Source organism: Tenacibaculum sp. 190524A05c, from assembly GCF_964036595.1.
Taxonomy (GTDB): domain Bacteria; phylum Bacteroidota; class Bacteroidia; order Flavobacteriales; family Flavobacteriaceae; genus Polaribacter; species Polaribacter platacis.
In genome coordinates this window covers 2,824,101-2,848,437 of the sequence record NZ_OZ038523.1, presented here as the reverse complement: position 1 = coordinate 2,848,437, position 24,337 = coordinate 2,824,101, and the positions used below count along the sequence as shown (strand labels likewise).

The following is a 24,337-nucleotide window of genomic DNA, read 5'->3' as shown; positions in this document are numbered from 1 at the left end:
CAACAGGAGTTCATCTAACCAAACAACCTTCTTCTAAGCTTGTTGCTTTTTCTTAAACTGTGCTGGAGAAAACCCTGTTGCCTTAGTGAAAAAGCGAGAGAAATAGGCTGGATCATTAAAGCCTAAATCGAAAGCGATATGTTTAATCGCTTCAGATGAATACAATAACTGTCTCTTTGCCTCTGTTACAATTCTATTTTTTATAAAATCACTAGGCGTTTCAGAGCCAATTTTTTGAAAATGCTTTGATAATGATTTTGGAGAAACCGCCAATCGATTCGCATAATCAGTAACACTATGAAGTTTTTTAAAGTTTTGTTCAACCAATAAACTAAAATCCTTGAATAGTTTGGTTTCGTTATCCTCTTTTATAACCGAACGCTCTTTTTTAATACGAACAGAATAGATTATAAATTGTTTTAAAAAAGATTGCAACATATCATATTGTGCTGTTTCATCTAAATCAAATTCTTCTACCAAATTCTCTAAGATAAAATCTAATTTTCTGATGTCTTTTTCTGTTGGTATTACAAATGGAGTTTCATAAACATTATTAAATAAAACACCATTACAAGCAATTTCAGTATCATGTGTTTGAATACAATAAAAATCTCTAGTAAAACTTAGTTGATAGGCCTCCTTAATTTTCTCAGAATCTACAGTGAAGATTTGACCTGGCGATAGAAAAAACAAAACGCTTCCATTGAAAGAATAACTTTTAAAATCAATATTATACGTTCCTTCTCCCTCTTTAATCCAAAAGATTTTATAATCGTCAATTTGAGTAGGTTTATTTACTACACAAGCTTTTTCAAATTCAACGAGTTGTAATGAAAAAACGTCTTTAAAGTTATAAGTCTTTATATCTTGGATAGCCATAGTTTGATTCATTTAGGAATTGGTCGTAAAAATTATAATTACTGACAGGTGAACTTTCTTTGACTAAAAATAAAAAACACGGATGAATTCATCCGTGTTTTTATCAAAGCTTCTTAATCTTTAGAAGCTACACTTTTTCTTTTTTTTCTTTTTCATTCAATGGTTTTAAGGTTTCACGGAATCCATGATAATTTAAAAACTCTTTTAATGCTTTAAACGGATTAACGCCATATATTCTATTGTAATTTTCTAATATTGATTTTATCTCGGTAATTGCTATAAAACCAGCTATAATTTTCAAAAACGGGACTTCATTAACTATATGTTTTTCTAAGAAATAAGCAGAAATAATAACTAGGTTATAAATAAAAAATTTAGATATCGTATTTCCTATCTTCTCACTTTTCAAAGAAATTCCCACTTTTAATGCAGCATAAGCTCCAGTAATAAAATCAACTACAATAAGAAACATGATGGTGGTTAACACTCCATTTAAAGGTGATAGCATAGCCAGCAACCAAAAAATGAAATGCATTAATCTATCCATTTTTACTTAATTTTCTATAATCTAAAACTCTATTTTTAGGATATGCTTTTATACTCACACTATTTCCCTGATTACCACCCAACAAGTATACATAACGCTTTGATTCTTTAACTAAAAAACCAACATGTCCTTTCCAACTTTCAGGATTATCTCTCCATAAAACAACTACGTCTCCTACCTCAGGAGAGCTTGTTGAGTTTCCAACTGACAACCAACTTCGCGCTGTTAATCTATTTGAACATTCATAGCCTGCTTTATTAGCCACCCAGTTCGCAAATGCACCACACCAAGCTGTATCCTCATTATATTTGGTTTTATCAAAACCCATAGAAGTAAAGTAATTAATAATTTGAGGATGATCTTTTGATCCTTTTACTTCTTTTACTCCGTATTGCGATAACGCTACTGTTATTAAATTATTCATAAACATTTTATTTAAGCGTTAGCAGACAGAACATCTTTGCTATTAGATTCTTTTATTTTATTTTTTCTTTACCGAAATGAGGTTAATCTAAGCTTTTATGTTTCCACTTAACATGAAGGTTAATATTTTATTTAACTATTCAATGGAATACAAATATACAACATATTACAATTTAATGCAATTATTTTTGTATTATGTTTTATATTTTTTAATTAAAAAACCACTTTTTAGTGGTTTACAAAACATTTGTTATATTAATTTGTCTGAACCATAAGAGCAGCAAAAAATTCGTTAAAACCTGCCAGTTTACCAATACTCCTTAAACTCTTTGAATTACCTCTAACCATATAATCCTGCATACCCGCGGTTCCACCACCTCTAAAAAACTGTGTTGCTTGCACAACATATGGTAAACTTGATGTGATCACTCCATCTTCGGAATTTCCAGAAACATTAAAACCATGTATTACTAAAAATTTCCCTTCGATCTTAGCTCTAAGAAAAGATGCAGAGTACCCTTCATTTAAAGGTACATCTTGCCAATCTGTATACATATCTTCCACAACCTCATTAGTAGTTTTATTAATTACTAAATCATGAAAATTAGGACGGTAAGTTGCTGAATATAACCTTTTTCCTACTACATTATCTCCTGCGAATTGAGTCACATCGATGTCTTTAACAACAACACCATCTTTTAACAAAGAAATCTTATTGTTTGTTATTCCTGATAATGTATACTCTGGAATTGATTTTTCTTGAGCAACACCAACATCTCCATTTTTATCAATAACAAATCTTCTATTTTCTTCTCCTTCTATTTGTTTCGCATCTACAAAACTATCTATTAAATCCGCATATTGATCTTGGGTTGGTTTGTCTCCAGTTTCAAAATAACCTTTTAATTCTTCTTTACTTTTTTTCATTTTATTTAATTTTTACTTTATTCTCTTTCTATGAAACAGCTGAAGCTCCATAAACATTTGTTTTAAATGTTCCTGAAATTTGCAAATCTGTCTTATTTCCCGATACAGCAATATTTAAAAACATATTAGTAACCATGTTTTTAATTCTTAGTTTATTAACCGCAATTATTAATTCCCTAGGCTCTGTAAAGTCATAAATGTTTCCTCCACTTCCGCCTACTTGTTCAAAAATTTCTTCTGCATGAACAATATTAATATCTGATGTAACCGCATCGAACGGAAGTGTAATGTTGTTGAACTGGCCATCAATATTTTGAAGGTAAAATCTAAAATGAACGATGTTTCCAATTCTCGTATACGTTCCAACAGATACTGTGGTATCTAATTTAGTATTGTTAAATCTTGCTTCTGGTGTCCAAGCACCTTCTTCGTAAAAATCTTTTGGTAATCCACTGCTTAAACCTGGTTTATTCTTAATAAAATCTGGTTTTGAGTTATCCGTTTGGTTCCAGTCAGATTGAGTAAACTCAATTCCAGATGCAACTGAAACTTCTCCATTTTCATCTATAACAAATCTTCTATTTGATTCTCCAACATCTTGCTTACTGTCAACATAACTATCAATTAAATCGCCATACTGTTGCTCCGTTGGTTTATCTCCTGTTTCGAAATAGGTTTTTAATACTTCTTTACTTTTTTTCATATAACTTTTGTTTTTAAACAATACGCTCCAAAGCCAATTTTAAAGCTTTCAAAGAAATCTGTGCTACAATTTTCCTTGGATTGGTATCTGTTGTAAGTTTTAAATATCCATCCTCAATATCAATGTTGTCAACTCTTTTTGAAAACAAGTAGTCTAGATATTTATCAAGTGTTTCTTTTTCTTTATTCTTCGGATTTGTAATGTATAAATTACTTCCATCTATAACAACATTTCCCGCTCTACCATTTACGCTGTAAATGTTATTTGTTAAACTCCAACTACTCGATCCGTAATCATAATAATACAGTTCTGAACCAATACTATCTTCATAAAATAGCATTTTACCAAAATGATCTTTGACCCAATCTTCAACTTCAACCGTAAATGGTTTTCCATTACCTCTTAACGAAGCTGTGTTTACCTTTACCAATTCATCTACATGAGCCAAACTGTCTATTAAGTCAGCATACTGACTTTGAGTTGGTTTATCTCCAGTTTCAAAAAACTCCTTCAAAACTTCTTTATTTCTCTTCATAGGTGTTTACTTTTAATTAATGTGAAATCCTTTACTTTCTAGGAATACTAGTACTTATATCTCCACATAATTCATACTAATTCATTGTGTTTATTTTCGCTACAAAAACTTTTGAGTTTGTTACTTTTTATTCTGAGAGTTGAAAATCAAATCATTTTATTAGATCGATCTCAGTAAAAATTAGGATTACCTTAATGAACTCACCAATTTCAAATACGGTAATTTCGATGTTAGCAGACAAGGAAAATAGGTTTGATTCTTTTTACGTTCTTTTTCTTTTACCGAAATGGGTTTAATCAAACGCTTTTTTTCTGCATAACAATTTTTATTAATAATTATAAAACTATTAGAAAAGCAATACAAATATACAAACATTTTACAGTTTATACAAACAAAAACAAACATTTGTTTTTGTTTTTTTTGTAAAATGTTTTATTTTAATAAATAAAAAAAACCGCCTTTTTGATAGGCGGTTTTAAAAATTTAATATTGCTCCTTTTTCCACTCCTTTACATCGGGATGCCATTCTTTGGTGTCACTGTAATCTTCCATAATAACCTTCTCTATTCCTGTTTTAAAGTCATCTGAAACTAGAGTTGGAAAATCTCCAATCATATACACTTTACCATCCTTATCACATTGCAACAAGGAAACATCTAAATGATAATAACCTATTGGAAAAGTAAATAGATCTTTTCCGAAATTTTTCCTTGGAACATCCAAAAACTCACTCAATTTGTATCTACGATTAGGCAATACAGTTAAATCCAAATGAGCTGTTACATCTTCAGGATTATGCTTAAATGTTTCAACTTTTAAATCTCCATATTCAAATAAAAAATCCTTCAAAAACTCAGGATATTCATTAAATCTTGGAATTTTACTAAAAACATCCTCAACATTTCTCCCTTCAAACCATCCACTCTTCTTAAATAATTCCTCTACTTCTTTTTTAAACTTCATAATTAAATAACTTCTTTAATATTAAAATAATCCAATAAAGGATTACAAGTCCTACAAGCATTCTTATGTAAACCGTGAGATAATTTATCCACACCTGTATTTTCGATAGATTTTGCCTTAGAAACCACATCTGCAAAAACAACCCTTGCTTGATCAATTGTCATACCATTTTTTTTAATTCCTAAAGATTTTTCCGCCTTAAAGAGCCACTCGGATATATTAATTGGTTCCGCGCATCTTCCATGGTTTCGTCTTTGAAACAAATGAGGATAATCTCTTTTAGCGATAACCTCCAACCAGTCATCAACTAACTTATGTCTTCTACCTCTGATTTGAGACTTATTTAGTCCTTTGGATGTGTAGTTCACTAATACTTCGAGCTTACCATTAATAGTTCCTTCCAGAACAGCCGCTGCTCCAGTTCTTTTTTCTTTAGGTATTTGTAAGGCCTCATCAACAAAACTATCCAGCTTGGCTAATCCATTCCTAGAAAGCTTTAATACACTTCTTGACCTTTCAAGAATTCTGGAAATTATTTTCTCTCTAGACTTATCATTTAACTTTTCAAGAACTTTACTTAATTCCTCAATTTGTTTTTTAGTTCCTCTAAAAATCTCTTTTCCATCTTTTAAAAGCGCATACAAATTATCTCCAATAGGAATCGGCGTTCCAGTTGCAAGGAATAATGGTTGAGAAACCTTTTTAACCGTTACTCCCAACTTATCAAAAAGACTATACACATCATTCGAAAAAGTTCTTGTTATCTTTCCTAAACTTTCAACAAACTCATCTAACAATCCTTTTAGCGTCTCAAGGTGTTTTGGAATATTTTTAGAAAATTCCACGATCACATCTATGAGCCTTACAAATGTATCTACTCCAAAACTAAATGCTTTACCTGCTATTTTTGCAGTTCCGGCAGCAACTTTAGCTGGAATTGTTGCAATTGCTTTATAGGATTGCAATACAGCTTTTAATGCTTTTGCGACATTCCCTGTTCCTCCAGTAGCGAAAAATGTTACTACCTCAGAAGCAATAAAACCAACAATAAATCCTAAATAATAACCTATTGCTCCAGGGTCTATATTAACATCAATAGGATTATTAATTATGTTTACAATTGCCTTATATCCTAACTTAGGTAACGAGATTAAAAGACTGGTAAACTTTTTAAGGTTCTCAAATGTAAATACGTTTGCAAACGTATCTATAATGTTCTCAAAATTTTCTGCAAACAGACTTAAATAAGAACCAGGACTTTCAAAGAACTTGGTGCTTTGTATTATTCCATTTATTAAATCGAATAACATTGCTAATATATCGAAAAGTGATTTTATAAAATCAATAATACTATTGATTAACCCAACCAACAATCCGTTAATAAAATAATAGAGATCAACAAAACTCTCTACAATTCCATCGAAGAAGTCTTGAAGTAACTCAGGTATTTTATCCAATACTTGAATAATCTTATCAACATTGAATGGAATTAACTTTCTAACAAATTTACTTTTTAAAACTGCCTTTGATGCTTCAGTTGCTTTTTCTGTTAATGGTTGGATATAGGTTTTATAAATACTTTTCACAAAAGCTTCTGTATCTATTCCTTCTTCATCATTTTTAAGCTTAGGCAACAAAGGATCAAATTTTGGATTTTCCTTTCCGTCGACTTCCGTTTTCCAATATGAATCTCCGAGTTTTAAATCATTTATTTCTTTACTTATGTTTTTTAACTCTTCTGAAACTGTTGAAAACACTCCATCAGAAGCCCAACGAACCACTCCTCCTGTAAAAGATAAAGCTCTAGTGATAGAAATATAAAATGTACTATCATCGTCTACTAATTCTTCTTTTATCATAGTAGACAAATCATTTGTTGTTATCTCCACACCAAAAGCTCTTGCCACTTTCGCTATCGAAACCCTATCAACTTCCGGTAATGTTTTTACATTCTTTCCTTTACGAATTCTAAAAACTGTTCCAAAGGCATTTGTCCCTTCATCCGTCTCTATCAAAATAACCACCTCATGAGCGTTAACATTAGTTATTCTTTGATATGCCCTTTCTAGCTTTGCTCCATTATCTGAAATAAGTAATGTTACGAAGGATTCTAACTCGATACTAACAACCTCTTGAGCTTTAGGCTGAGGACCAGATTCAATATCTGCAGTGATTACAACCTCCTCCAGATCAATAGCTTCACTTAGCTTAATATAAAACCGATCATTGATTTTATAAAAAGGTATCCGTCCATTTGAAGATAACAATATTCTATCTTTAACGATTTCATAATTTTCTTCCTCTACTAAATATTGAAGAGATTCAATTTCTCCATACGGATCTCTATTCTGTAAAAAAAAGTCTCCGTACTCTCCCGAAAGACGACTATTAAAATGAACAAACCATTTATTATCTTCTCTAACCCCTTCTTCTATCTCTAAATATATATTGGCACTTGGTAATGCCGTTTCTTCTAATAAATTTTGTTGAGAATCTGAAAACACCACCAGGTTTTCAAAATTGGATTTGTGCTTAAAGTTTCTCAAGCCATATTCATGTGCGTACATAGCATTTTGTTTTTTTAGGTTTAGAACTAACCTTGTTAATAATAAAACATGAATTTGTAGTAGGCTCTATTCTAAAAACATAAAGCGATTATAGATAAACCAGAGCAGTAGGTTTACTGCTCTGGATATACAATCTAAACATTTACGTTAGCATAGCATTTTTATAACCTTATCTTACATCATTAGATTCTCCAACAACATCAAAACTAACACCTTCGGGATTCGTAGTGCCTGAATCTTCCTCTCCAATAATTGTATCTGAAGGTTTAAGAGTATTATTGTCATTGCAATCATCATTACAAGGCAATCCTCCTTCTTCTAAAACAACCGATTCAGCTTGTAAAACAGTTAAAGCAGTTGGAACACGAGTTTCCCAAGTTCCTTCAACCTCACCCTCAATCACTTGCATTTCTTCTGCAACAGAAAGATATAAATCATCTTCTGTATCTGTTACAATACCTTGGCCGTTCCAAATCTCACCTGTATTCATGAACCAGTTTACAGCGTCTTCAAAACCTGGCCTTACAGGAACTACAGATCTTGCCATTCCACTTTGTAAGAAAGCTTTAAAAATGGGATCATTTCCATCTAAATAATCAAAACTTTCACTCCAATTATCTTCACTCTTATAGAAATATGGATAGAATGTATATGCCATAATCTCCCAATCAAAAACCTGCTCGAAGAATTTTACAACAGCAGCATGATCATCTAATCCTGTTGACTTAGATAATGTTGTTGCATTTCCTTGAGTATAATGGTTTTTACTTACTGTTAATCCATTTTCGAACGCACTAGTCATTAAATGAATTGCAACCCTTTTTAATTCTCTCTTTTCGATACTACGATTTAACTGAGAACTAAATTCTTTTTCTTTTTCATCTTGAGTTTCTTCGAAAACTCGATTTCCTAGAGAATCATTATATTCTTGTAAACGAATATTATAAGCATCAATTATTGCTCTATATGTTTTGTTTTGCCATTTTGTTTCAGCTTCTTTAGTTAAAACACATCTTCCTTTAAGGTTATAAGCATAAGATCCTACATCCCATGATGAAACTGAAAAACTTAACGAATCTCTAATGCCTTCGTTATAAAAACTTGTACTTATTGCTTTGTAATCAACTCTATAAAAATTGAATCTCTTACCACCAATAACGACGTCACCATTTCTTCTATAAGTTCCTGAATGATTTCCTTGTCTTGCTGTAAACATACCATTTACATACACTAGTTCGTACCCTTCAGGAATTCTCATTTCATCATGTCCCGAGTGAGAGAATCTTCCATCATTTATAGCATGATCATCTTTACTATAACTTTTTGAAACATAAATGGTTCTGTCAGGAAAAGCATCAACTTCCGCATTATACATTGAAGCAACTCTTTGATAATTTGTATTTGTTAATTGAGAAGCACTTTTTAAACCTGAAGATAAACCTGGTAAAACTAGATCATCTGGGTGAATTGGTTTTTTCGGTAAAACCAACCCTGAACTATCTTGATCATTACTTTTTTTATCACTTAAATAGGCATCAATATAAAACTTGGCCGGCTCTGGAATAGCAAATTCATACATTAATCGCTTCCCATAATTTACTAAGTTATTCTTATAAATTACATCAACCCAACGATACACTCCTGTTACATGTTCATCACCTTTTCTATTATCAAACCCATGAGTATTATTCTCTTCGTATTCTTTTAAGATTCTAGAAGTTCGCTTCGTACTGATTTTTTCAACAACTCTTTCCAATGCTCTTTCTGTCACTTCCTGAGCATATGATTGTGCTTGTAAATTAGAATTTGAAACAGAACTGCTTGAAGATGTATTAAAGTTAGTTCCTGCAGCGAAATTAACACCTCCAAAACCACCACTCACACTAGCATTTGCTCCAAAACTTGTAGCAGTATCTTCATTAACAATTGAAGAGGTTTCACTTTGTAATTCGTTTCTTTCTGTAGTTGTTGTATCCGTTAAATTCTCAACTTCTCTTTCTGTAGTTGTCTCTGTAGTAACATCAGAAACTCTTAAATTTCGAGTTGAACGCTCTTTGTATTCACGAGCCATAATATTCTCAATATGAGAAACCTCACCCGGAACATAACAACACACCTCTTGTTCTACACGTCTGAAATCTGCAATTCCTAGTTGAGTAACACCAAAAACCCCTGATTGACTAACTGGATTATCGATAACATCATCTCCTTTAAATTGATAAACTCCACCAATTCCTCTAGACTCTAAAATTCCATCATCAAAATAAATAGTAATATGACGTTCATTTGAAAATGTTATAACCTTACCATTACTAAGAGTTATCTCACCGTTCATTTTGTAAGTTGTAGTTGCCAATCTTATTTGCTCTGGAAACAACCTTACTCTTAAAAGAGTATTATTAAATCCAAGTAGATTTTCAAAAGTTGTACCTGAGAAAATAACATTATCGTTATCACTATTCGTAATAGCGTATGTAGCTTTTGTAACTGAAAGGTTTTCTGCATTATCCACCTTAAACATTAAAACCACAGAAGAACTCCCTAATCTGTTACTATCTACATATCCTGAAAACGTATTTGCCGGAATTTGATTTGCTGCATTGATTAAAATATTTTCACCACCAATATTTAAACTACTAGTAGAATCAATAGAATTATCAGAAATGACCTGTTGCTCATCCTTGATTTTATCAATTAAAGAATCTTTAACTTCCGCAAAAGAATCGTAAATATCAAACTCAGTACTATTTAGTAAACCTTGAGTTTCTGGTGACAACTGCGAAGTAATTGATACAGTATTCGTACTAATAGATCTTGCTAACATATCTGAACTAGAATTGCTTGAAAACTCTAACTCTGGCGCTTTTACAAAATCAACTTTTACATCATCTAATTCTGGATAAGTCTCAACATCAATTAACTCTCCTGTTACAAGGTCTTTTTCTTTAACAATTGTAGGCGATGTATTAGCCCTAACTTCTTCAATCTTCTTCTCATAAGCATCTATTGCTTCTTGAAGTTTCTTTTCTTGATCTTTCGTATAAACCAATTCAGCTCTTTCAATTTCCTTCAAAGCTGTTTCATACTCACCCAATCTAACTTCAGCCTTATCTACTTTTTCAATTGCACTTAAATATTCTTTTGCTCTTGTAGGTAATGAGATTTCTTTTGACGGAACTGAATCATTTTTTGCTGATAACAAAACATCTTGAGGAATTATTACGCTAGCACTAGCTAAATATGTAAACTCTTTCTCCTCTTCTGATGTAAAAACGTAAGCCTCACCAATAGCTGGAGATTCTCTACCATCATCTAAATTAACCCCCTCTTTAGTAGTAACCGGAACAGTTCCTTCAGTTTTATATACTAACCCACCAAAACTAGCATCAAGATCTTCGAAAGCTTTTAAAAACTTATTAGCAATTAAAATCTGAATTAAAGCTTCACGAACTGAATTAGATTCTTTTTGAATAGTTTGATAAAAAAGGTTTTCCCAAATAAGAATTTCATTTGCTGAAGATAAACTTTGCGCTCCAGCAAGGTTCATTTTTATACTCACATATGATAAACTAGACTTATTACGCATTAACCAATTAGAAAACCCATAAATTTTACTAAACGGATAATACAAAGAGTTTTTGGAGTCTTTAAAATCATATCTCTTCTCAACAGGAGTAAATCCAGTGTCATGAGCCTTCTTTAAATTTTCCATTTTTTCTCCACTAGAAGCGGCATCTAATTTACCAGCAACCATTGCTAAACTCTCATTTTCTTTTCCTTCTGGATAAGAGACAAACATGAAGTTTTTGTTTTTCTCATTAAGCAATTGTGGGCTACGCAATGTTACAAACCTAAAAAGGTTTGATTTGATCGGTTTTTTTTCCATTTTCTTTTTTTCTTTAATAAATTAACTCCTAAAAGAGCATACTGTCCTTTTTGCTTTCCTAACAGCTTTATACACTAATAAGAATGTAATTCAATAAGTTATAGCGAATTTGTATTTGACAGAAGCTTTACAGTGGTGAAGAATAAATCAGATTAAAGCTCCTAAAGTCATTAAAAATAACACAAATGTTTGATTTTTAAAGATTTTATGTATCTTTGTAATCAAATACAGGGCAAAAATACAAACATTTTACAGAAAATACAAGTTTTTTGTAATGTTTTTTGTTAAAAAAAATTGGAAAAATGGATATATCAGAAAAAATCAAAAACATTAGAGATTATCACAAGTTAAACAACTTATCATTCTCTAAAAGAATTGGTGTAACTGGTACTACTGTAGATAGTATTGTGAACGGTAGACCACAATCAGATGGATCCAGAAAGAAAACAAAACCTGGTTATGATGTTTTAACCGCAATCATCAATGAATTCAATATAAATCCTGACTATTTATTTGGCAAGAGCCAAGTAATGCTTCGTGAAGATCTACCAAATAGCAACTATACAGGTACACCGCAAGTTGTAGCAACAAATACTTCTGGTGAAGAAAATATTGTGTTTGTTCCAACCCAAGCTCGAGCTGGTTACCTAACTGGTTACGGAGATACAGAATATATTCAAAATTTACCCTCATTCCATATGCCTCATTTACGACATGGATCTTTTAGATGTTTTGAAGTGCAAGGAAACTCTATGGTCCGTACTTTCTTTGATGGCGATTTGGTTTTTGGTCAGTATGTAGAAAATTTATACGATGTAAAAGATGGACGAGTTTATGTAATTGTTAGTAAAAATGATGGTATTGTTTTAAAGCGCGTGATTAATAGAATTAGAGAAAGAGGAAAATTAATTTTAAAAAGTGATAATAAAGACGGGAATTACCCTACTTATACTATAAATGCTGATGAAGTTATGGAAGTATGGTATGTAACTATGTATGCATCTAAACAAATGCCAGAACCAATTGATGTTTATGATAGACTTCACGATTTAGAGAGTCAAATTACTATTCTTAAAGAGCAAGTAACGAAGGAGAAATAACAGTTTTTCTTAATATATTGATTTGGTTTTCATTAAATAATATTCATTGATTTTAGAGAATCATGATGAATTTTCAACAAAAAACTTCATTTTAGTGTAAAAAACTGACAATACTGTATTGATTGATTAATATCAAACACTCTATTTATACCGATTCTAAATATTTAACAAAACGAACTCTAATACTTGTTCAAATTCCCCATAGGTCGTAACTTTGCTTGTAATTATTTATAACCAACATTCAAAATAATGAGCGGATTACTTAAATCTTCTATCGGAAGAAAGTTTGCAATGGCACTTTCAGCACTCTTTCTTATGGTTTTCTTATTACAACACTTTGCAATTAACATCTTATCAGTATTCAGCGCAGATGCTTTTAACGAAGCTTCTCACTTTATGGGTACTTTCTGGGCTGTTCAGTATTTATTACAACCAGTATTAATATTTGGTGTAATATTTCACTTTGCAATGGGATTTGTTCTAGAGATCAAAAACAAAAGTGCACGTACAGTTAAGTATGCTAAAAATAACGGAGCTGCAAACTCTACTTGGATGAGTAGAAACATGATTTACAGCGGATTATTTATTTTAATTTTCTTAGTGATTCACTTTATCGATTTCTGGATTCCAGAAATGAACACAAAGTACATTCAAGGAGATTTATCTGGAATGCACAACGGTGAATTCAGATATTTCCACGAATTACAAGAGAAGTTTGTACCTATTTGGCGTGTAGCTTTATACTGTTTAGGTTTTGTTTTCTTAGCATTACACTTATTACACGGATTTAACTCTGCTTTTCAATCAGTAGGGGCAAACAATAAATATACTAAAGGATTGAAAACGTTTAGTAAAATTTATGCAATTGGTTTACCACTAGGTTTTATCATCATTGCTTTATTTCACCATTTCAATCACCATTAATACAATTTAAGTATGGCAACTTTAGATTCAAAAATTCCAAAAGGTCCAATTGCTGATAAATGGACTAATCATAAAAATAAAATCAACTTAGTTAACCCAGCAAACAAGCGTTTAATTGATGTAATTGTTGTGGGTACAGGTTTAGCAGGAGGATCTGCCGCTGCTACGTTAGCTGAGTTAGGATATAATGTAAAAGCGTTTTGTTTTCAAGATTCTCCGCGTCGTGCGCACTCAATTGCTGCACAAGGAGGAATTAACGCTGCAAAAAACTATCAAGGAGATGGTGACTCTACATACAGATTATTCTATGATACTGTAAAAGGTGGAGATTACCGTTCTCGTGAAGCAAATGTATATCGTTTAGCTGAAGTATCTGCAAATATTATCGACCAATGTGTTGCTCAAGGTGTACCTTTTGCACGTGACTATGGTGGATTATTAGATAACCGTTCTTTTGGTGGAGTATTAGTATCAAGAACTTTCTACGCAAAAGGACAAACAGGACAGCAATTATTATTAGGAGCGTATTCTGCGATGAACCGTCAAATCGGTCGTGGAAAAATCAAAATGTACAACCGTCACGAAATGTTAGACGTTGTAATTGTTGATGGTAAAGCTCGTGGAATTATTGCTCGTAACTTAGTTACTGGAGAAATTGAGCGTCATTCTGCTCATGCTGTTGTATTAGGAACTGGAGGTTACGGAAACGTATTCTTCTTATCAACTAATGCAATGGGAAGTAATGTAACGGCAGCTTGGAAAGCTCACAAGAAAGGAGCATTCTTTGCAAATCCATGTTACACGCAAATTCACCCAACTTGTATTCCAGTATCTGGAGATCATCAATCTAAATTAACGTTAATGTCAGAGTCATTACGTAATGATGGTCGTATTTGGGTTCCAAAGAAAATGGAAGATGTAAAAGCAATTCGTGAAGGAAGTTTAAAACCTACACAAATTGCAGAAGAAAATAGAGATTACTACTTAGAGCGTCGTTACCCTGCATTTGGTAACTTAGTTCCACGTGATGTTGCATCTCGTGCTGCTAAGGAACGTTGTGATGCTGGTTTCGGAGTTAACGCAACTGGTGAAGCTGTTTATTTAGATTTCGCTTCAGCAATTGAACGTTACGGAAAAGAGCAAGCTACAATAAAAGGTTTAAATGTAAACGATGCTGCTTTAGTTAAAAAATTAGGTCAGGAAGTTGTAAAGAATAAGTACGGAAACTTATTCCAAATGTATGAGAAGATTGTTGATGAGAATCCATACGAAACTCCAATGATGATTTACCCAGCGGTACACTATACAATGGGAGGAATTTGGGTTGATTACAATTTAATGACTACTGTTCCTGGATTATATGCAATTGGAGAAGCAAACTTCTCTGATCACGGAGCGAACCGTTTAGGAGCTTCTGCTTTAATGCAAGGATTAGCTGATGGTTACTTTGTATTACCATATACAATTGGTGATTATTTAGCAGATGATATTCGTACTGGACCTATTTCAACTGAAACTCCAGAATTCGAAGAAGCTGAAAAGAGCGTTCGTGCAACTATTGATAAGTTCGTTAATAATAACGGAACAAAATCAGTTGATTATTTCCACAAACGTTTAGGAAAAATCATGTGGAACAAAGTTGGAATGTCTCGTAATGAGAAAGGATTAAAAGAAGCAATTGCAGAAATTGCTGCTTTAAGAGCTGAATTCTATAATGACGTTAGAGTTCCAGGTGGGGCTAACGAATTCAATGAAGAATTAGCTAAAGCAGGACGTGTTGCTGACTTCTTAGAATTAGGAGAATTATTCGCTAAGGATGCTTTAAACAGAACTGAATCTTGTGGAGGTCACTTCCGTGAAGAATCTGTTGAGTTAGATGGACCGCAAAAAGGTGAAGCTTTACGTAACGATAAGGAGTTTGCTTATGCTGCTGCTTGGGAATACAAAGGAGAGCCTAAAGATGCAATTTTACATAAAGAGCAGTTAGAGTTTAACGATATTGAATTAAAACAACGTTCATACAAATAAGGAAAGAATTATGAATTTAACGTTAAAAATTTGGCGTCAAAAGAACGCAAGCGATAAAGGAAAAATGGTTGATTATAAAATCAATGATGTATCGCCAGATATGTCTTTCCTTGAAATGTTAGATGTTTTAAATACACAATTAATCGAAAGTGGTGATGAGCCTGTAGCTTTTGATCATGATTGTCGTGAAGGAATTTGTGGAATGTGTTCTTTATATATTAATGGTGAAGCACATGGTCCAGATAGAGGTGTAACTACTTGCCAATTACACATGCGTAAGTTTAAAGATGGTGATACAATTTATATCGAACCATTTAGAGCTAAAGCATTCCCAGTAATTAAAGACTTAGTAGTTGATAGATCTGCTTTTGATAGAGTTCAACATGCCGGAGGATTTGTTTCTGTAAACACTTCTGGTAATACACAAGATGCAAATGCTATCCCAATTAATAAAGAGAATGCAGACAAAGCCTTTGATGCAGCTACTTGTATTGGATGTGGAGCATGTGTGGCAACTTGTAAGAATTCATCTGCAATGTTATACGTATCTGCTAAAGTTTCTCAATTTGCCTTATTACCACAAGGACAAGTTGAAGCGGCTGATCGTGTATTGAACATGGTTAAGCAAATGGACGAAGAAGGATTTGGTAACTGTACTAACACAGGTGCATGTGAGGTAGAATGTCCTAAAGGAATTTCTTTAGAAAACATTGCTCGTATGAATACTGAATTCTTAAAAGCAAGTTTAAAAGGATAAAAATTTATTCTATATACATCAAAAAAGCTCGGAAGTTATCCGAGCTTTTTTCTTTTTATAACCCTCCAAAAACTACATTCTACACTTTTTCTTTCGGTGTATTTCTGTTTACAAATCCTTTAATTTTTAAGCTTAACCTTTCTCTTTTAGCATTGGAGAAAATCGTAATTGCTTTTGAGAAACCTCCTGGTCTTTTTGTATCATACGATACTGAAATCTGACCTTTTTCTCCTGGCATAATTGGCTTTTCTGGTTTTTGCGGAACTGCACATCCACATGAAGATTTGATATGCTTTATAATTAATGGTGCATCTCCAATATTTGTAAATTCAAAAACTCGAATTCCTTCAGACCCTTGTGCTACTTTACCATAATTAATTGTTTCTTTTTCGAATTTGAATTCTTGTGCATAACTTGTTACTACTCCAGTAAAAAGTAATATGAATAAGGTAATACGTACTCTCATAATATGTGATTTTAAATTATAAACTTTCATTGATCTTGGTAATCATTTCTTTTATTCTTTTTTCGTCAGGATTTAAACTTAATGCTTTATACATTTGCTGTAAAGCCTCTTTATATTTTTTCTGTTCGTAATACAATGTTCCTAGACTACTATAGGTAACATAATTCTTTGGATACATCTTAGTGTTTAGTTTGAAAGCAAACTCAGCTTTATCAAATTCTTTGTTTCTAAGCTTTACAAAACCGTAAGTATTTAACTCTTTAGTTCCTTCAGTTACTTCTGGTAGATAACGGATTAATTGTTCCTCCATAAATTGAAGACTGTCTTTAGCATTTATCAATAAATTATCTAGAACTTGAACTCCTCTATAATTAGGATAATAGCGCTCACCTTTTACTATTTTCAAAAGGTCTCTTTCAAAAGTTTCCTTTGGGTATTCAACAATTCTGTTAACCTCTTTCCCATCTTTATAAATAATAAATGTTGGTACCCGATGAATATTTAATCCCTTTTCATCTTTATTTGGAGATTGCTTGTATGCTTCTTTTTTCCTATCCAAAGCATACACTTTTAAATTCTCTTTCGGTAACTCTGCCTCCTCTATAACTTTATAAAATACTGGTAAGTTACGTTTACTGTCTCCACACCACGAGCCAAAAAATACTTTTATCTCATATCCATTTAGATCCTTTTTAAGTTCTTTTATAATCTTATCATTCGTCAGATATTTCTTATGATTTTGATCAAACCATTTAAAATCCGAAACCTTGAACGCTTCTCGATTTGTTTCTCCCAACAACATTTTATTTCCTTTCTCATCGACGACAACTTGATTGATTTGTGACTGAAGTGTAAGACTCAGTATAAAGAGTACGAGAATCCATAATGTTCTTTTCATGTGGCTATAGTTTTTAAGTTCCTCGAAATTAACCAGTAAGACACTCCAAGAAAAAATAACTTGCTGTAACACAAACAACGAAGTACAAACGACATAGTTGCCTATACCAAATGCAGTTGGTATAGTTCTTTATGTATTTTATACCGCTATAAAAGCTTAAAACCTATTAATTATGTATTTTCAACAACAGAAATGGAATTATTCAAAAAACATATCACGCAAATATTAGTACACCTTTTATTTTGGTTGCTTTTTGTTTTTATATCACTTTTTGTGTTTTCAGAATATTATTGGTCTGAAAATCCTTTTTTACAATATCTATCTATATTAGTATTTATAGTTTATGCCAATAACTTAATACTCTTACCATACTTTGTAAAAAAGAAACAATATATCGTATACGCCCTATTGTTTATTCTTATTTCGTTTTTAGCAACACAACTCTATTGTAATGTTTTTACGCGCTGTGGCTGTTCATTTATGAAGTGTTTAAGCGATTATTTATGGCAAACTCTTGTTCCTCTATTCTTCTTTTCATTTGTTTGGATTCTGTTCAAATATTTGGATAGAGAAAAGGAAATTGAAACCGCATTACAAGAACGAACAGAACTCGAATTAAAGTTTCTTAAATCACAGATAAATCCGCATGTACTATTCAACAATTTGAATACTATCTATTCATATGCCATTGAAAAACCAGATCAAACACCTGATTTAATTCTGAAATTATCTGATAATTTAAAGCACGTTCTGTATGAAAGTAACTCTGACTTTATTCCTTTACAAAAAGAACTACAGTATATTGATAATTATATTGATTTTCAGAAAATACGTACTCAAGGAATTAAAGAGATAGCATATACCAAAAGTATTAACTCTATTCAGTATCAGATTGCACCATTATTATTGATTACTATAATTGAGAATGCGTTCAAACATAGTACTCCTAATAGTACAATTCGTATTCATATTGAAATAAAGAATGATACATTACTATGTACTTGTGAAAATAGTTTCTCGGATTCGGCTGTTTCTAAACGAGAAGCTATTGGTTTAAAAAACTTACAGAAGAGGTTGAATTTACTTTATCAAAATCAGCATGAATTTAAGGTAAATAAAGAAGGTACATTTAAGGTAAGTTTAAAGCTAAATTTAATATGATGACTTGTATTATTCTTGAAGACGAACTTCCCGCACAAAACCTTCTTAAGAATTTTCTTAAGAAAATTCCTGATGTAAAATTGGTAGCTGCTTTTCAAACTGCTCTTGATGCAAATACTTTTCTAAAGGAAAATGAAGTTGACTTTCTTTTTTTAGATATTAACCTTCCTGATATTCTTGGGATTGATTTTATCAAAACCATTAAAAATCCACCACAAGTTATTATTACGACTGCATACCCAAATTATGCAGTTGACAGTTTCGAGCTTCCCACTATTGTAGATTACTTAGTAAAACCATTTTCGTTCGATCGTTTTTTAAAATCCATTCATAAGGTTGAACACATTATTAATAGACAAGAAGTAAAACCAAATAATCATGTATTCCTAAATATTGATAAAACCTTACATAAGATTTTACTTAGTGATGTTCTTTTTATAGAATCAGATAGAAACTATCTCACCTTTGTGACACTACAAAAGAAATACGTTTTTATCGACTCATTAAAAAACTGGAACTCCAAATTGACTGATGATTTTATTCAAATTCATAAGTCTTACATAATTAATCTAAATCATATTGATAAAATTGCTGGAAATGAAATTAGCATGGGTGAAATTAAGATTCCGATAGGAAGAACTTTTAAGCCTAATTTCATGAAGAAATTTAACTCTTAAAATTGCAAGAAATATTCTTCAATTGACGTAAATCTGACGTCCATTTTTTGGTCAAAACTAACCTTAAATTAACCTTGATTTTTAAATTTTTCATTTTTTTAATTTGAATATATCGTATTAAAAGAGCCGTATTTACTGTTTTACATGATTATTTCTTAATAATAAAGCTATTTAAATGAGAATAATTCAATGTTTTGAGTATGTTAATTTTTAGAGAACTTTAACAAAATCTGACTAAAAGTAGACGATTTATTAACATTTTCAATAGTCAAAAATAATGATGCTCATACTACTTTTGGAGTGTAATTAACAAACAAAAAAATAAACCCAAAATCAATAAAATAGAATTAGAATGAAAAAGTTAGTTTTATTATTAGCAATCACATTAAGTACTAGTATTTTCGCAAATAACGAAAGACCAGCTGAGGTAATCAAGTCTGAGTTAAGAACAGAGATCATTAAATTATTAGGTAAAGCAAACATCGAGTTAAACCAAGATTTAACTGCTAATGTTGAGTTTACTATTAATAATAAAGGAGAAGTTATCGTATTAACTGTTGATACTGATAGCGCTGACGTAGAAGCATATGTAAAGAACAAATTAAACTACCACGTAATTACTAATAAATTTATCGTGAAAGGTAAAGTTTACTCTATGCCTTTAAAAGTAGTTAAGCCTCAATAAGGCAAACAAAAGTTTTTATAAGTCTAAAAGTCATCTACATAGTAGATGGCTTTTTTTATTTCTTATAATCACTAATGCCAATAGCAAACACACTTATTCCAATACTCATTACACTTAAGGTATTTTGAGCAACATCACTTTAAATCTGTATTAATTTTAAAAACGGTTTAGAAAACCTTTTTTTCGGGGGAATGAAGTGGTTTTGTCTAACTAAACTAAGAAAGCTGAGTATTTCTACTCAGCTTTCACTTTATCATGCACTTTCGTGGCAATATTATCATTCCATAATGTGAGAATATCTGTGGCTACGCTAGCTCCACTTCCTGCGGCTATTGCAAACTGGCTTCTCCAACCCGCAATAGTTCCACAACAATACAATCCTTCTTTTATCAAGTGATTAAAGTTTCGCAATTGAATTCTATCCTTCATTGGATTTGCTCTAGAGTGTCTTTCTATATATTGTTCCAATCCTGCAATTGTGAATGGCTTTGCATAATTCAATGCAACCACCACAATCTTCGTCACATATTCATTTTTATTGGTGGTAACTTTATATCCATTCTCATGATCTAAAACTGAGATTACTTTCTCATTTTCGATTTGATCTACTTCAGGATACAACGAATGTAACTGCTCTTTTCCCTCAGTTAAAATATCTCTTCCTAAAGTTCCAGCAGATAAACCTAAAACATTATTGAACAAAGCGTCTTGCAAATGTGAAGCTCTTTGATGCATTATTACACCAGTTTTTTTATCCTTTGCATATGGTTTGTTGTGTGCAGATCCTAAAACTAAAGCACACTGCATTCCCGCAACTCCACCTCCAATTACTAAAGTATCGTATATCATTAAGCTAATAACATTTTAATATTTGCAGCGAAAAGTTTTACAGCGATTGCTAAAAGTATTACTCCAAAAATCTTTCTAATAATTGCAATTCCGTTTTTACCAATCATTTTTTCAATTCGAGAAGATGTTTTTAATACCACATATATCACAAGAACATTTAATAGTACTGCGATAATGATGTTCATTAAATCAAATTCCGCTCTTAACGATAATAACGTAGTTAAACTACCAGGCCCGGCAATTAAAGGGAATGCTAATGGAAAAACTGTTGCGTTTAATGCTTGATCTTCATCTTCTTTATATAAGGTTATTCCTAGTATCATTTCTAAAGCAATGAAGAATAAAATGAATGAACCTGCAACTGCAAAAGAGTTTACATCAATACCAATTAAACCTAATAAACGTTGCCCTACAAACAAGAATAAAATCATTATAAAACCAGCAATAACTGAAGCTTTTTCTGATTGTATATGACCAACTTTATTTCGTAAATCAATAATAATTGGAATGTTTCCTACAATATCGATTACAGCAAAAAGAACCATAAACGCCGTAAATATTTCATTAAGATCAAAATTCATCTCTTATTAGTTTTTGAATTAATAAATGTCAAAAGTATATTTAATTGAATTAAATGTAATAAAAATAACTTTATTTTTGCGTCATGTTTCAGTTAGGAAAGACAATCGTATCAGAAGATATTATAGAGAAAGACTTTGTGTGCAACTTATCTGCATGTAAAGGAATATGTTGTGTAGAAGGAGAAGCTGGTGCTCCTTTAGATAAAGAGGAAACCAAAATTTTAGAGGAAATTTATCCTAAGGTTAAACCTTTTCTAAGACAAGAAGGAATTGATTCCATTGAAGCAAATGGTACTTGGGTTACTAGTGATTTTGGAGAATTAGAAACTCCTTTAGTGAATCATGCCGAATGTGCTTACGTTATTTTTGACGATAAAGGAACTGCTCTTTGTGCAATTGAAGAAGCTTATAACAAAGGAATTGTAGACTGGAAAAAACCTGTTTCCTGTCATTTATACCCAGTACGTGTAAAAGATTACTCGGAGTTTTCTGCAGTAAATTACCACAAATGGGATATTTGTGATGATGCTTGTTCATTAGGAGCAGAATTGCAAGTTCCGGTTTACGAATTTGTAAAGGAAGCTTTGATACGTAAGTTTGGTGAAAACTGGTATATGGGATTAGAAAAAATCGCAGAAGAGCGAAAGTAACTATAGCTCATTTAGAATTTCATCAACTGTATTCTTCTTGTAAGTTCCTAATTCTTGTAATTGCTTAAAGTTCTCTTTGGCTTTTTCTGTATTTCCAAGTTTAAGGTTTGACAAACCTAAATACCAATGTGCTTTATCCGCATATGCATTTTCTGTTTTAAGATAGTCTTCTAAACTCTCAATAGCTTGTTCAGTATTATTTAGCTGTAACAAACAATTCGCTTTGTACAATAAAAGATGTGTTTTTTTTGATTTAGAATATAACTCATCAAATAATACCAACGCTTTTTTATACGCTTGTTGTTCGTAACTCAAAAATGCCTTAAACTCTTTATCCTCTGACTCTTCTCCTCTAACAATAGGACGAACTACATTTTCAAACGGAGCGAAATGCTCTTCGTAAATAGCTTCTGAATTTACAGTATTGCTGTTCAATAAAAAGTGAATACCTACTGATAACAACACTACAACGGAAGCAGCTATCTTTAAATATTGTGAGTACTTCTTTTTATCCTTTCTAGGGAAAGATTCTTTCTCTAAAGCTTTTAACTCTTCTTTCAAGTCAAGCTTCGTATTTTTTCGAATTGCGTTTTGAACATCTTTCTGAAATTCAAATTCCTTCTTAAATTCTACATCAGTATCTAAAAACTTATCAAATTCCTCTTGTTCAGAAACAGATAAAGTTCCCTCGAAATACTTTTCTATTAGTGAAAACTTATCCATTTATTGTTGATTTTAATTGTTTTAAACACCTCGATTTTTGACTTTTAACAACGTTCTTATTATCGTAATTCAAATACTCTTTTATCTCATCAATCGTTAGGTTGTTGTAATAAAACAACGTCAGAATTTCTCTACATTTTTTACCTAAACTAGCCATTGCTTTTTCAATTGCTTTTTGCTGTAAACTTACTACTCCATCTGCATCATCAATATCTACTTTTACAACATCATAATCATCTTCAATATTATCATGTGATAGATTGACTTCTTTATTTCGCTTTCTATTCTTTTCATAAAGCATATACTTTCCTATTCCGAATAAATATGTTTTAAGCGAACAGGTTAAGTTTTCTGTTTTACCTCTCATAGCTTGCTCCTGAAAAGCAATAATTGCATCTTGATACACATCTAAGACATCTTCATTAGAACTCACGTACTTTTTTCCGAATTCTAAGAATGCATCTCTATGCTCTAGGTAAAACTCTTTTAATGCTTTAGTGTCTCCTTTACTAATTAATAAAGACTTCTCACTATCATTCATTAGTGACTATTTTTTTTAAAAGTAAACAAAAATCTTAATAAAAAAATTTAAACACGAATGTTAACCTTTTCCATTTGTTCTCATTAAGATAAAAAAACAGATAGTATTATGATCACAAAAAAATTATTCAGAACGACTTTAATTATTGGATTATTAGCATTTAACCCAATACAATCAAATGCTCAATTTTGGAAAAAAGTAACCAAAAGATTACAAAATAAAGCAGAAAATAAAACCCTTGATAAAATAGATCAAAAGGCTGATAAGGCCATGGATAAAGCTCTCGATGACAAACCCAACAAAACAAAAAAGAAGGGTAAAGATACTTTTGAGTTTAAAGGAAGTGTTACCGTAGAAGCTTCAAATGAAACCAATGAAACAGCAAAATTCAATTTGTTATTTCACAAAGATGCTGAGGTATTTTGTATGGAAATGAAGGTGGACAAAACCAATCAAATTTATAATGTTATTACTCCTTCGAAAGTAATTTCTTTTATGGATGTAAGTGGAATGAAGATTAAGAAAGAGAACAATACTTTAGAATTCGATAATACAGATAAGGTACCAACAGAACATGGAGAATTTAGTAAATCAGGAAAAACTAAAGAAATCTTGGGATATGAATGTCATGAATATATCTATTCAAATGATGAAGGAGAAGCTTCTATTTGGATCACCAAAAAGTTCCCGATAAAATCAAAATATGCTCCATTACTTGGAATGACCAAAGACACAAAACTTAAAGGGTTTATTTTAGAATTAAACTACACTTCAAATGACGGAGAAAAAGCCAATATTAAAGTTGTGAATATCGAAAAAGATAAAAAAGTGAAAATAAAATCTAACGACTATAAATCGATGTTTTAA

The 24,337-nt window shown here is 31.6% G+C and carries 24 protein-coding genes; 9 read left to right on the top strand and 15 right to left on the bottom strand.

The features are described 5' to 3' along the window. Positions 1-33 precede the first annotated feature (33 nt). The 9 genes from ABNT61_RS12430 to ABNT61_RS12390 all read right to left on the bottom strand — a co-directional run bounded on the left by ABNT61_RS12430 (position 34) and on the right by ABNT61_RS12390 (position 11,343). Positions 34-879 (bottom strand): helix-turn-helix domain-containing protein, encoded by an 846-nt coding sequence (locus tag ABNT61_RS12430; protein WP_348743461.1) that lies wholly within the window; start codon positions 877-879, stop codon positions 34-36. A gap of 127 nt (positions 880-1,006) precedes the next feature. Beyond that, positions 1,007-1,426, bottom strand: coding sequence for a phage holin family protein (locus ABNT61_RS12425; protein ID WP_348710655.1), 420 nt, complete (start codon positions 1,424-1,426; stop codon positions 1,007-1,009). Beyond that, complete coding sequence (locus ABNT61_RS12420) at positions 1,419-1,850, bottom strand: TIGR02594 family protein (protein WP_348743460.1); 432 nt, start codon at positions 1,848-1,850, stop codon at positions 1,419-1,421. The genes ABNT61_RS12425 and ABNT61_RS12420 overlap by 8 nt, the downstream gene beginning before the upstream one ends. A 254-nt stretch (positions 1,851-2,104) precedes the next feature. Then, positions 2,105-2,776 (bottom strand): hypothetical protein, encoded by a 672-nt coding sequence (locus ABNT61_RS12415; protein ID WP_348743459.1) that lies wholly within the window; start codon positions 2,774-2,776, stop codon positions 2,105-2,107. Between the two features lie 28 nt (positions 2,777-2,804). Beyond that, entirely contained in the window at positions 2,805-3,479 is a 675-nt protein-coding gene (locus tag ABNT61_RS12410; RefSeq protein WP_348743458.1) for a hypothetical protein, read from the bottom strand. 13 nt (positions 3,480-3,492) lie between these two features. Further along, entirely contained in the window at positions 3,493-4,014 is a 522-nt protein-coding gene (locus ABNT61_RS12405; RefSeq protein WP_348743457.1) for a hypothetical protein, read from the bottom strand. A gap of 483 nt (positions 4,015-4,497) precedes the next feature. Further along, positions 4,498-4,977 carry an SUKH-3 domain-containing protein gene (locus tag ABNT61_RS12400; RefSeq protein WP_348743456.1) on the bottom strand — a complete coding sequence of 160 codons (480 nt, stop codon included), beginning with the start codon at positions 4,975-4,977 and terminating at the stop codon, positions 4,498-4,500. 2 nt (positions 4,978-4,979) lie between these two features. Next, entirely contained in the window at positions 4,980-7,544 is a 2,565-nt protein-coding gene (locus ABNT61_RS12395) for a YwqJ-related putative deaminase (RefSeq protein WP_348743455.1), read from the bottom strand. 169 nt (positions 7,545-7,713) lie between these two features. Then, on the bottom strand, positions 7,714-11,343 hold the full coding sequence (locus ABNT61_RS12390) for a hypothetical protein (protein ID WP_348743454.1): 3,630 nt from the start codon (positions 11,341-11,343) through the stop codon (positions 7,714-7,716). 389 nt (positions 11,344-11,732) lie between these two features. On the opposite strand from ABNT61_RS12390, the gene ABNT61_RS12385 reads away from it, so the two are divergent. The 4 genes from ABNT61_RS12385 (at position 11,733) to ABNT61_RS12370 (ending at position 16,239) form a co-directional block, all read left to right on the top strand. Further along, the gene (locus ABNT61_RS12385; RefSeq protein WP_348743453.1) at positions 11,733-12,530 is read left to right on the top strand and encodes a LexA family transcriptional regulator; all 798 of its coding nucleotides are present in this window, start codon (positions 11,733-11,735) and stop codon (positions 12,528-12,530) included. Positions 12,531-12,779: 249 nt separating this feature from the next. Further along, positions 12,780-13,454, top strand: coding sequence for a succinate dehydrogenase cytochrome b subunit (locus tag ABNT61_RS12380; protein ID WP_348710668.1), 675 nt, complete (start codon positions 12,780-12,782; stop codon positions 13,452-13,454). Positions 13,455-13,466: 12 nt separating this feature from the next. After that, entirely contained in the window at positions 13,467-15,482 is a 2,016-nt protein-coding gene (locus tag ABNT61_RS12375; RefSeq protein ID WP_348743452.1) for a fumarate reductase/succinate dehydrogenase flavoprotein subunit, read from the top strand. A gap of 10 nt (positions 15,483-15,492) precedes the next feature. Continuing rightward, positions 15,493-16,239 (top strand): succinate dehydrogenase/fumarate reductase iron-sulfur subunit, encoded by a 747-nt coding sequence (locus tag ABNT61_RS12370; protein ID WP_348743451.1) that lies wholly within the window; start codon positions 15,493-15,495, stop codon positions 16,237-16,239. A 79-nt stretch (positions 16,240-16,318) separates the two neighbouring features. Here ABNT61_RS12370 and ABNT61_RS12365 read toward each other — a convergent pair whose 3' ends face one another. Both ABNT61_RS12365 and ABNT61_RS12360 read right to left on the bottom strand, forming a co-directional pair. After that, positions 16,319-16,705, bottom strand: a complete 387-nt coding sequence (locus ABNT61_RS12365; RefSeq protein WP_348743450.1) for a DUF1573 domain-containing protein — start codon at positions 16,703-16,705, stop codon at positions 16,319-16,321. Positions 16,706-16,721: 16 nt separating this feature from the next. Beyond that, positions 16,722-17,603 (bottom strand): thioredoxin family protein, encoded by an 882-nt coding sequence (locus tag ABNT61_RS12360; protein WP_348743449.1) that lies wholly within the window; start codon positions 17,601-17,603, stop codon positions 16,722-16,724. 480 nt (positions 17,604-18,083) lie between these two features. On the opposite strand from ABNT61_RS12360, the gene ABNT61_RS12355 reads away from it, so the two are divergent. From ABNT61_RS12355 to ABNT61_RS12345, 3 genes are all read left to right on the top strand, one after another. Beyond that, positions 18,084-18,764: a histidine kinase gene (locus ABNT61_RS12355; RefSeq protein ID WP_348743448.1), complete on the top strand. Its 681-nt coding sequence runs from the start codon at positions 18,084-18,086 to the stop codon at positions 18,762-18,764. Continuing rightward, entirely contained in the window at positions 18,764-19,441 is a 678-nt protein-coding gene (locus ABNT61_RS12350) for a LytTR family DNA-binding domain-containing protein (protein WP_348743447.1), read from the top strand. The genes ABNT61_RS12355 and ABNT61_RS12350 overlap by 1 nt, the downstream gene beginning before the upstream one ends. A gap of 352 nt (positions 19,442-19,793) precedes the next feature. Further along, positions 19,794-20,126, top strand: a complete 333-nt coding sequence (locus ABNT61_RS12345) for a hypothetical protein (RefSeq protein WP_348710680.1) — start codon at positions 19,794-19,796, stop codon at positions 20,124-20,126. A gap of 234 nt (positions 20,127-20,360) precedes the next feature. Here ABNT61_RS12345 and ABNT61_RS12340 read toward each other — a convergent pair whose 3' ends face one another. Together ABNT61_RS12340 and ABNT61_RS12335 are read right to left on the bottom strand one after the other, a co-directional pair. Further along, positions 20,361-20,975: an NAD(P)/FAD-dependent oxidoreductase gene (locus ABNT61_RS12340; RefSeq protein WP_348743446.1), complete on the bottom strand. Its 615-nt coding sequence runs from the start codon at positions 20,973-20,975 to the stop codon at positions 20,361-20,363. Then, positions 20,975-21,556, bottom strand: coding sequence for a MarC family protein (locus ABNT61_RS12335; protein WP_348710682.1), 582 nt, complete (start codon positions 21,554-21,556; stop codon positions 20,975-20,977). Before ABNT61_RS12335 ends, ABNT61_RS12340 begins: the two co-directional genes overlap by 1 nt. 83 nt (positions 21,557-21,639) lie before the next feature. Between ABNT61_RS12335 and ABNT61_RS12330 the strand changes: the two genes are divergently transcribed. Beyond that, positions 21,640-22,206 carry a DUF3109 family protein gene (locus tag ABNT61_RS12330; protein WP_348743445.1) on the top strand — a complete coding sequence of 189 codons (567 nt, stop codon included), beginning with the start codon at positions 21,640-21,642 and terminating at the stop codon, positions 22,204-22,206. On the opposite strand, the gene ABNT61_RS12325 is transcribed toward ABNT61_RS12330, so the two are convergent. Continuing rightward, positions 22,207-22,929, bottom strand: a complete 723-nt coding sequence (locus ABNT61_RS12325) for a tetratricopeptide repeat protein (protein ID WP_348743444.1) — start codon at positions 22,927-22,929, stop codon at positions 22,207-22,209. It abuts the gene before it with no gap. After that, positions 22,922-23,470: a sigma-70 family RNA polymerase sigma factor gene (locus ABNT61_RS12320; protein WP_348743443.1), complete on the bottom strand. Its 549-nt coding sequence runs from the start codon at positions 23,468-23,470 to the stop codon at positions 22,922-22,924. Before ABNT61_RS12320 ends, ABNT61_RS12325 begins: the two co-directional genes overlap by 8 nt. Before the next feature lie 108 nt (positions 23,471-23,578). Between ABNT61_RS12320 and ABNT61_RS12315 the strand changes: the two genes are divergently transcribed. Further along, positions 23,579-24,337, top strand: coding sequence for a DUF4412 domain-containing protein (locus tag ABNT61_RS12315; protein WP_348743442.1), 759 nt, complete (start codon positions 23,579-23,581; stop codon positions 24,335-24,337).

Coding starts and splice junctions, on each gene's coding strand:
- ABNT61_RS12430 (WP_348743461.1), bottom strand. CDS start 879: ATGGCTATCCAAGATATAAAGACTTATAACTTTAAAGACGTTTTTTCA.
- ABNT61_RS12425 (WP_348710655.1), bottom strand. CDS start 1,426: ATGGATAGATTAATGCATTTCATTTTTTGGTTGCTGGCTATGCTATCA.
- ABNT61_RS12420 (WP_348743460.1), bottom strand. CDS start 1,850: ATGAATAATTTAATAACAGTAGCGTTATCGCAATACGGAGTAAAAGAA.
- ABNT61_RS12415 (WP_348743459.1), bottom strand. CDS start 2,776: ATGAAAAAAAGTAAAGAAGAATTAAAAGGTTATTTTGAAACTGGAGAC.
- ABNT61_RS12410 (WP_348743458.1), bottom strand. CDS start 3,479: ATGAAAAAAAGTAAAGAAGTATTAAAAACCTATTTCGAAACAGGAGAT.
- ABNT61_RS12405 (WP_348743457.1), bottom strand. CDS start 4,014: ATGAAGAGAAATAAAGAAGTTTTGAAGGAGTTTTTTGAAACTGGAGAT.
- ABNT61_RS12400 (WP_348743456.1), bottom strand. CDS start 4,977: ATGAAGTTTAAAAAAGAAGTAGAGGAATTATTTAAGAAGAGTGGATGG.
- ABNT61_RS12395 (WP_348743455.1), bottom strand. CDS start 7,544: ATGTACGCACATGAATATGGCTTGAGAAACTTTAAGCACAAATCCAAT.
- ABNT61_RS12390 (WP_348743454.1), bottom strand. CDS start 11,343: ATGTTTGTCTCTTATCCAGAAGGAAAAGAAAATGAGAGTTTAGCAATG.
- ABNT61_RS12385 (WP_348743453.1), top strand. CDS start 11,733: ATGGATATATCAGAAAAAATCAAAAACATTAGAGATTATCACAAGTTA.
- ABNT61_RS12380 (WP_348710668.1), top strand. CDS start 12,780: ATGAGCGGATTACTTAAATCTTCTATCGGAAGAAAGTTTGCAATGGCA.
- ABNT61_RS12375 (WP_348743452.1), top strand. CDS start 13,467: ATGGCAACTTTAGATTCAAAAATTCCAAAAGGTCCAATTGCTGATAAA.
- ABNT61_RS12370 (WP_348743451.1), top strand. CDS start 15,493: ATGAATTTAACGTTAAAAATTTGGCGTCAAAAGAACGCAAGCGATAAA.
- ABNT61_RS12365 (WP_348743450.1), bottom strand. CDS start 16,705: ATGAGAGTACGTATTACCTTATTCATATTACTTTTTACTGGAGTAGTA.
- ABNT61_RS12360 (WP_348743449.1), bottom strand. CDS start 17,603: ATGAAAAGAACATTATGGATTCTCGTACTCTTTATACTGAGTCTTACA.
- ABNT61_RS12355 (WP_348743448.1), top strand. CDS start 18,084: ATGAAGTGTTTAAGCGATTATTTATGGCAAACTCTTGTTCCTCTATTC.
- ABNT61_RS12350 (WP_348743447.1), top strand. CDS start 18,764: ATGACTTGTATTATTCTTGAAGACGAACTTCCCGCACAAAACCTTCTT.
- ABNT61_RS12345 (WP_348710680.1), top strand. CDS start 19,794: ATGAAAAAGTTAGTTTTATTATTAGCAATCACATTAAGTACTAGTATT.
- ABNT61_RS12340 (WP_348743446.1), bottom strand. CDS start 20,975: ATGATATACGATACTTTAGTAATTGGAGGTGGAGTTGCGGGAATGCAG.
- ABNT61_RS12335 (WP_348710682.1), bottom strand. CDS start 21,556: ATGAATTTTGATCTTAATGAAATATTTACGGCGTTTATGGTTCTTTTT.
- ABNT61_RS12330 (WP_348743445.1), top strand. CDS start 21,640: ATGTTTCAGTTAGGAAAGACAATCGTATCAGAAGATATTATAGAGAAA.
- ABNT61_RS12325 (WP_348743444.1), bottom strand. CDS start 22,929: ATGGATAAGTTTTCACTAATAGAAAAGTATTTCGAGGGAACTTTATCT.
- ABNT61_RS12320 (WP_348743443.1), bottom strand. CDS start 23,470: ATGAATGATAGTGAGAAGTCTTTATTAATTAGTAAAGGAGACACTAAA.
- ABNT61_RS12315 (WP_348743442.1), top strand. CDS start 23,579: ATGATCACAAAAAAATTATTCAGAACGACTTTAATTATTGGATTATTA.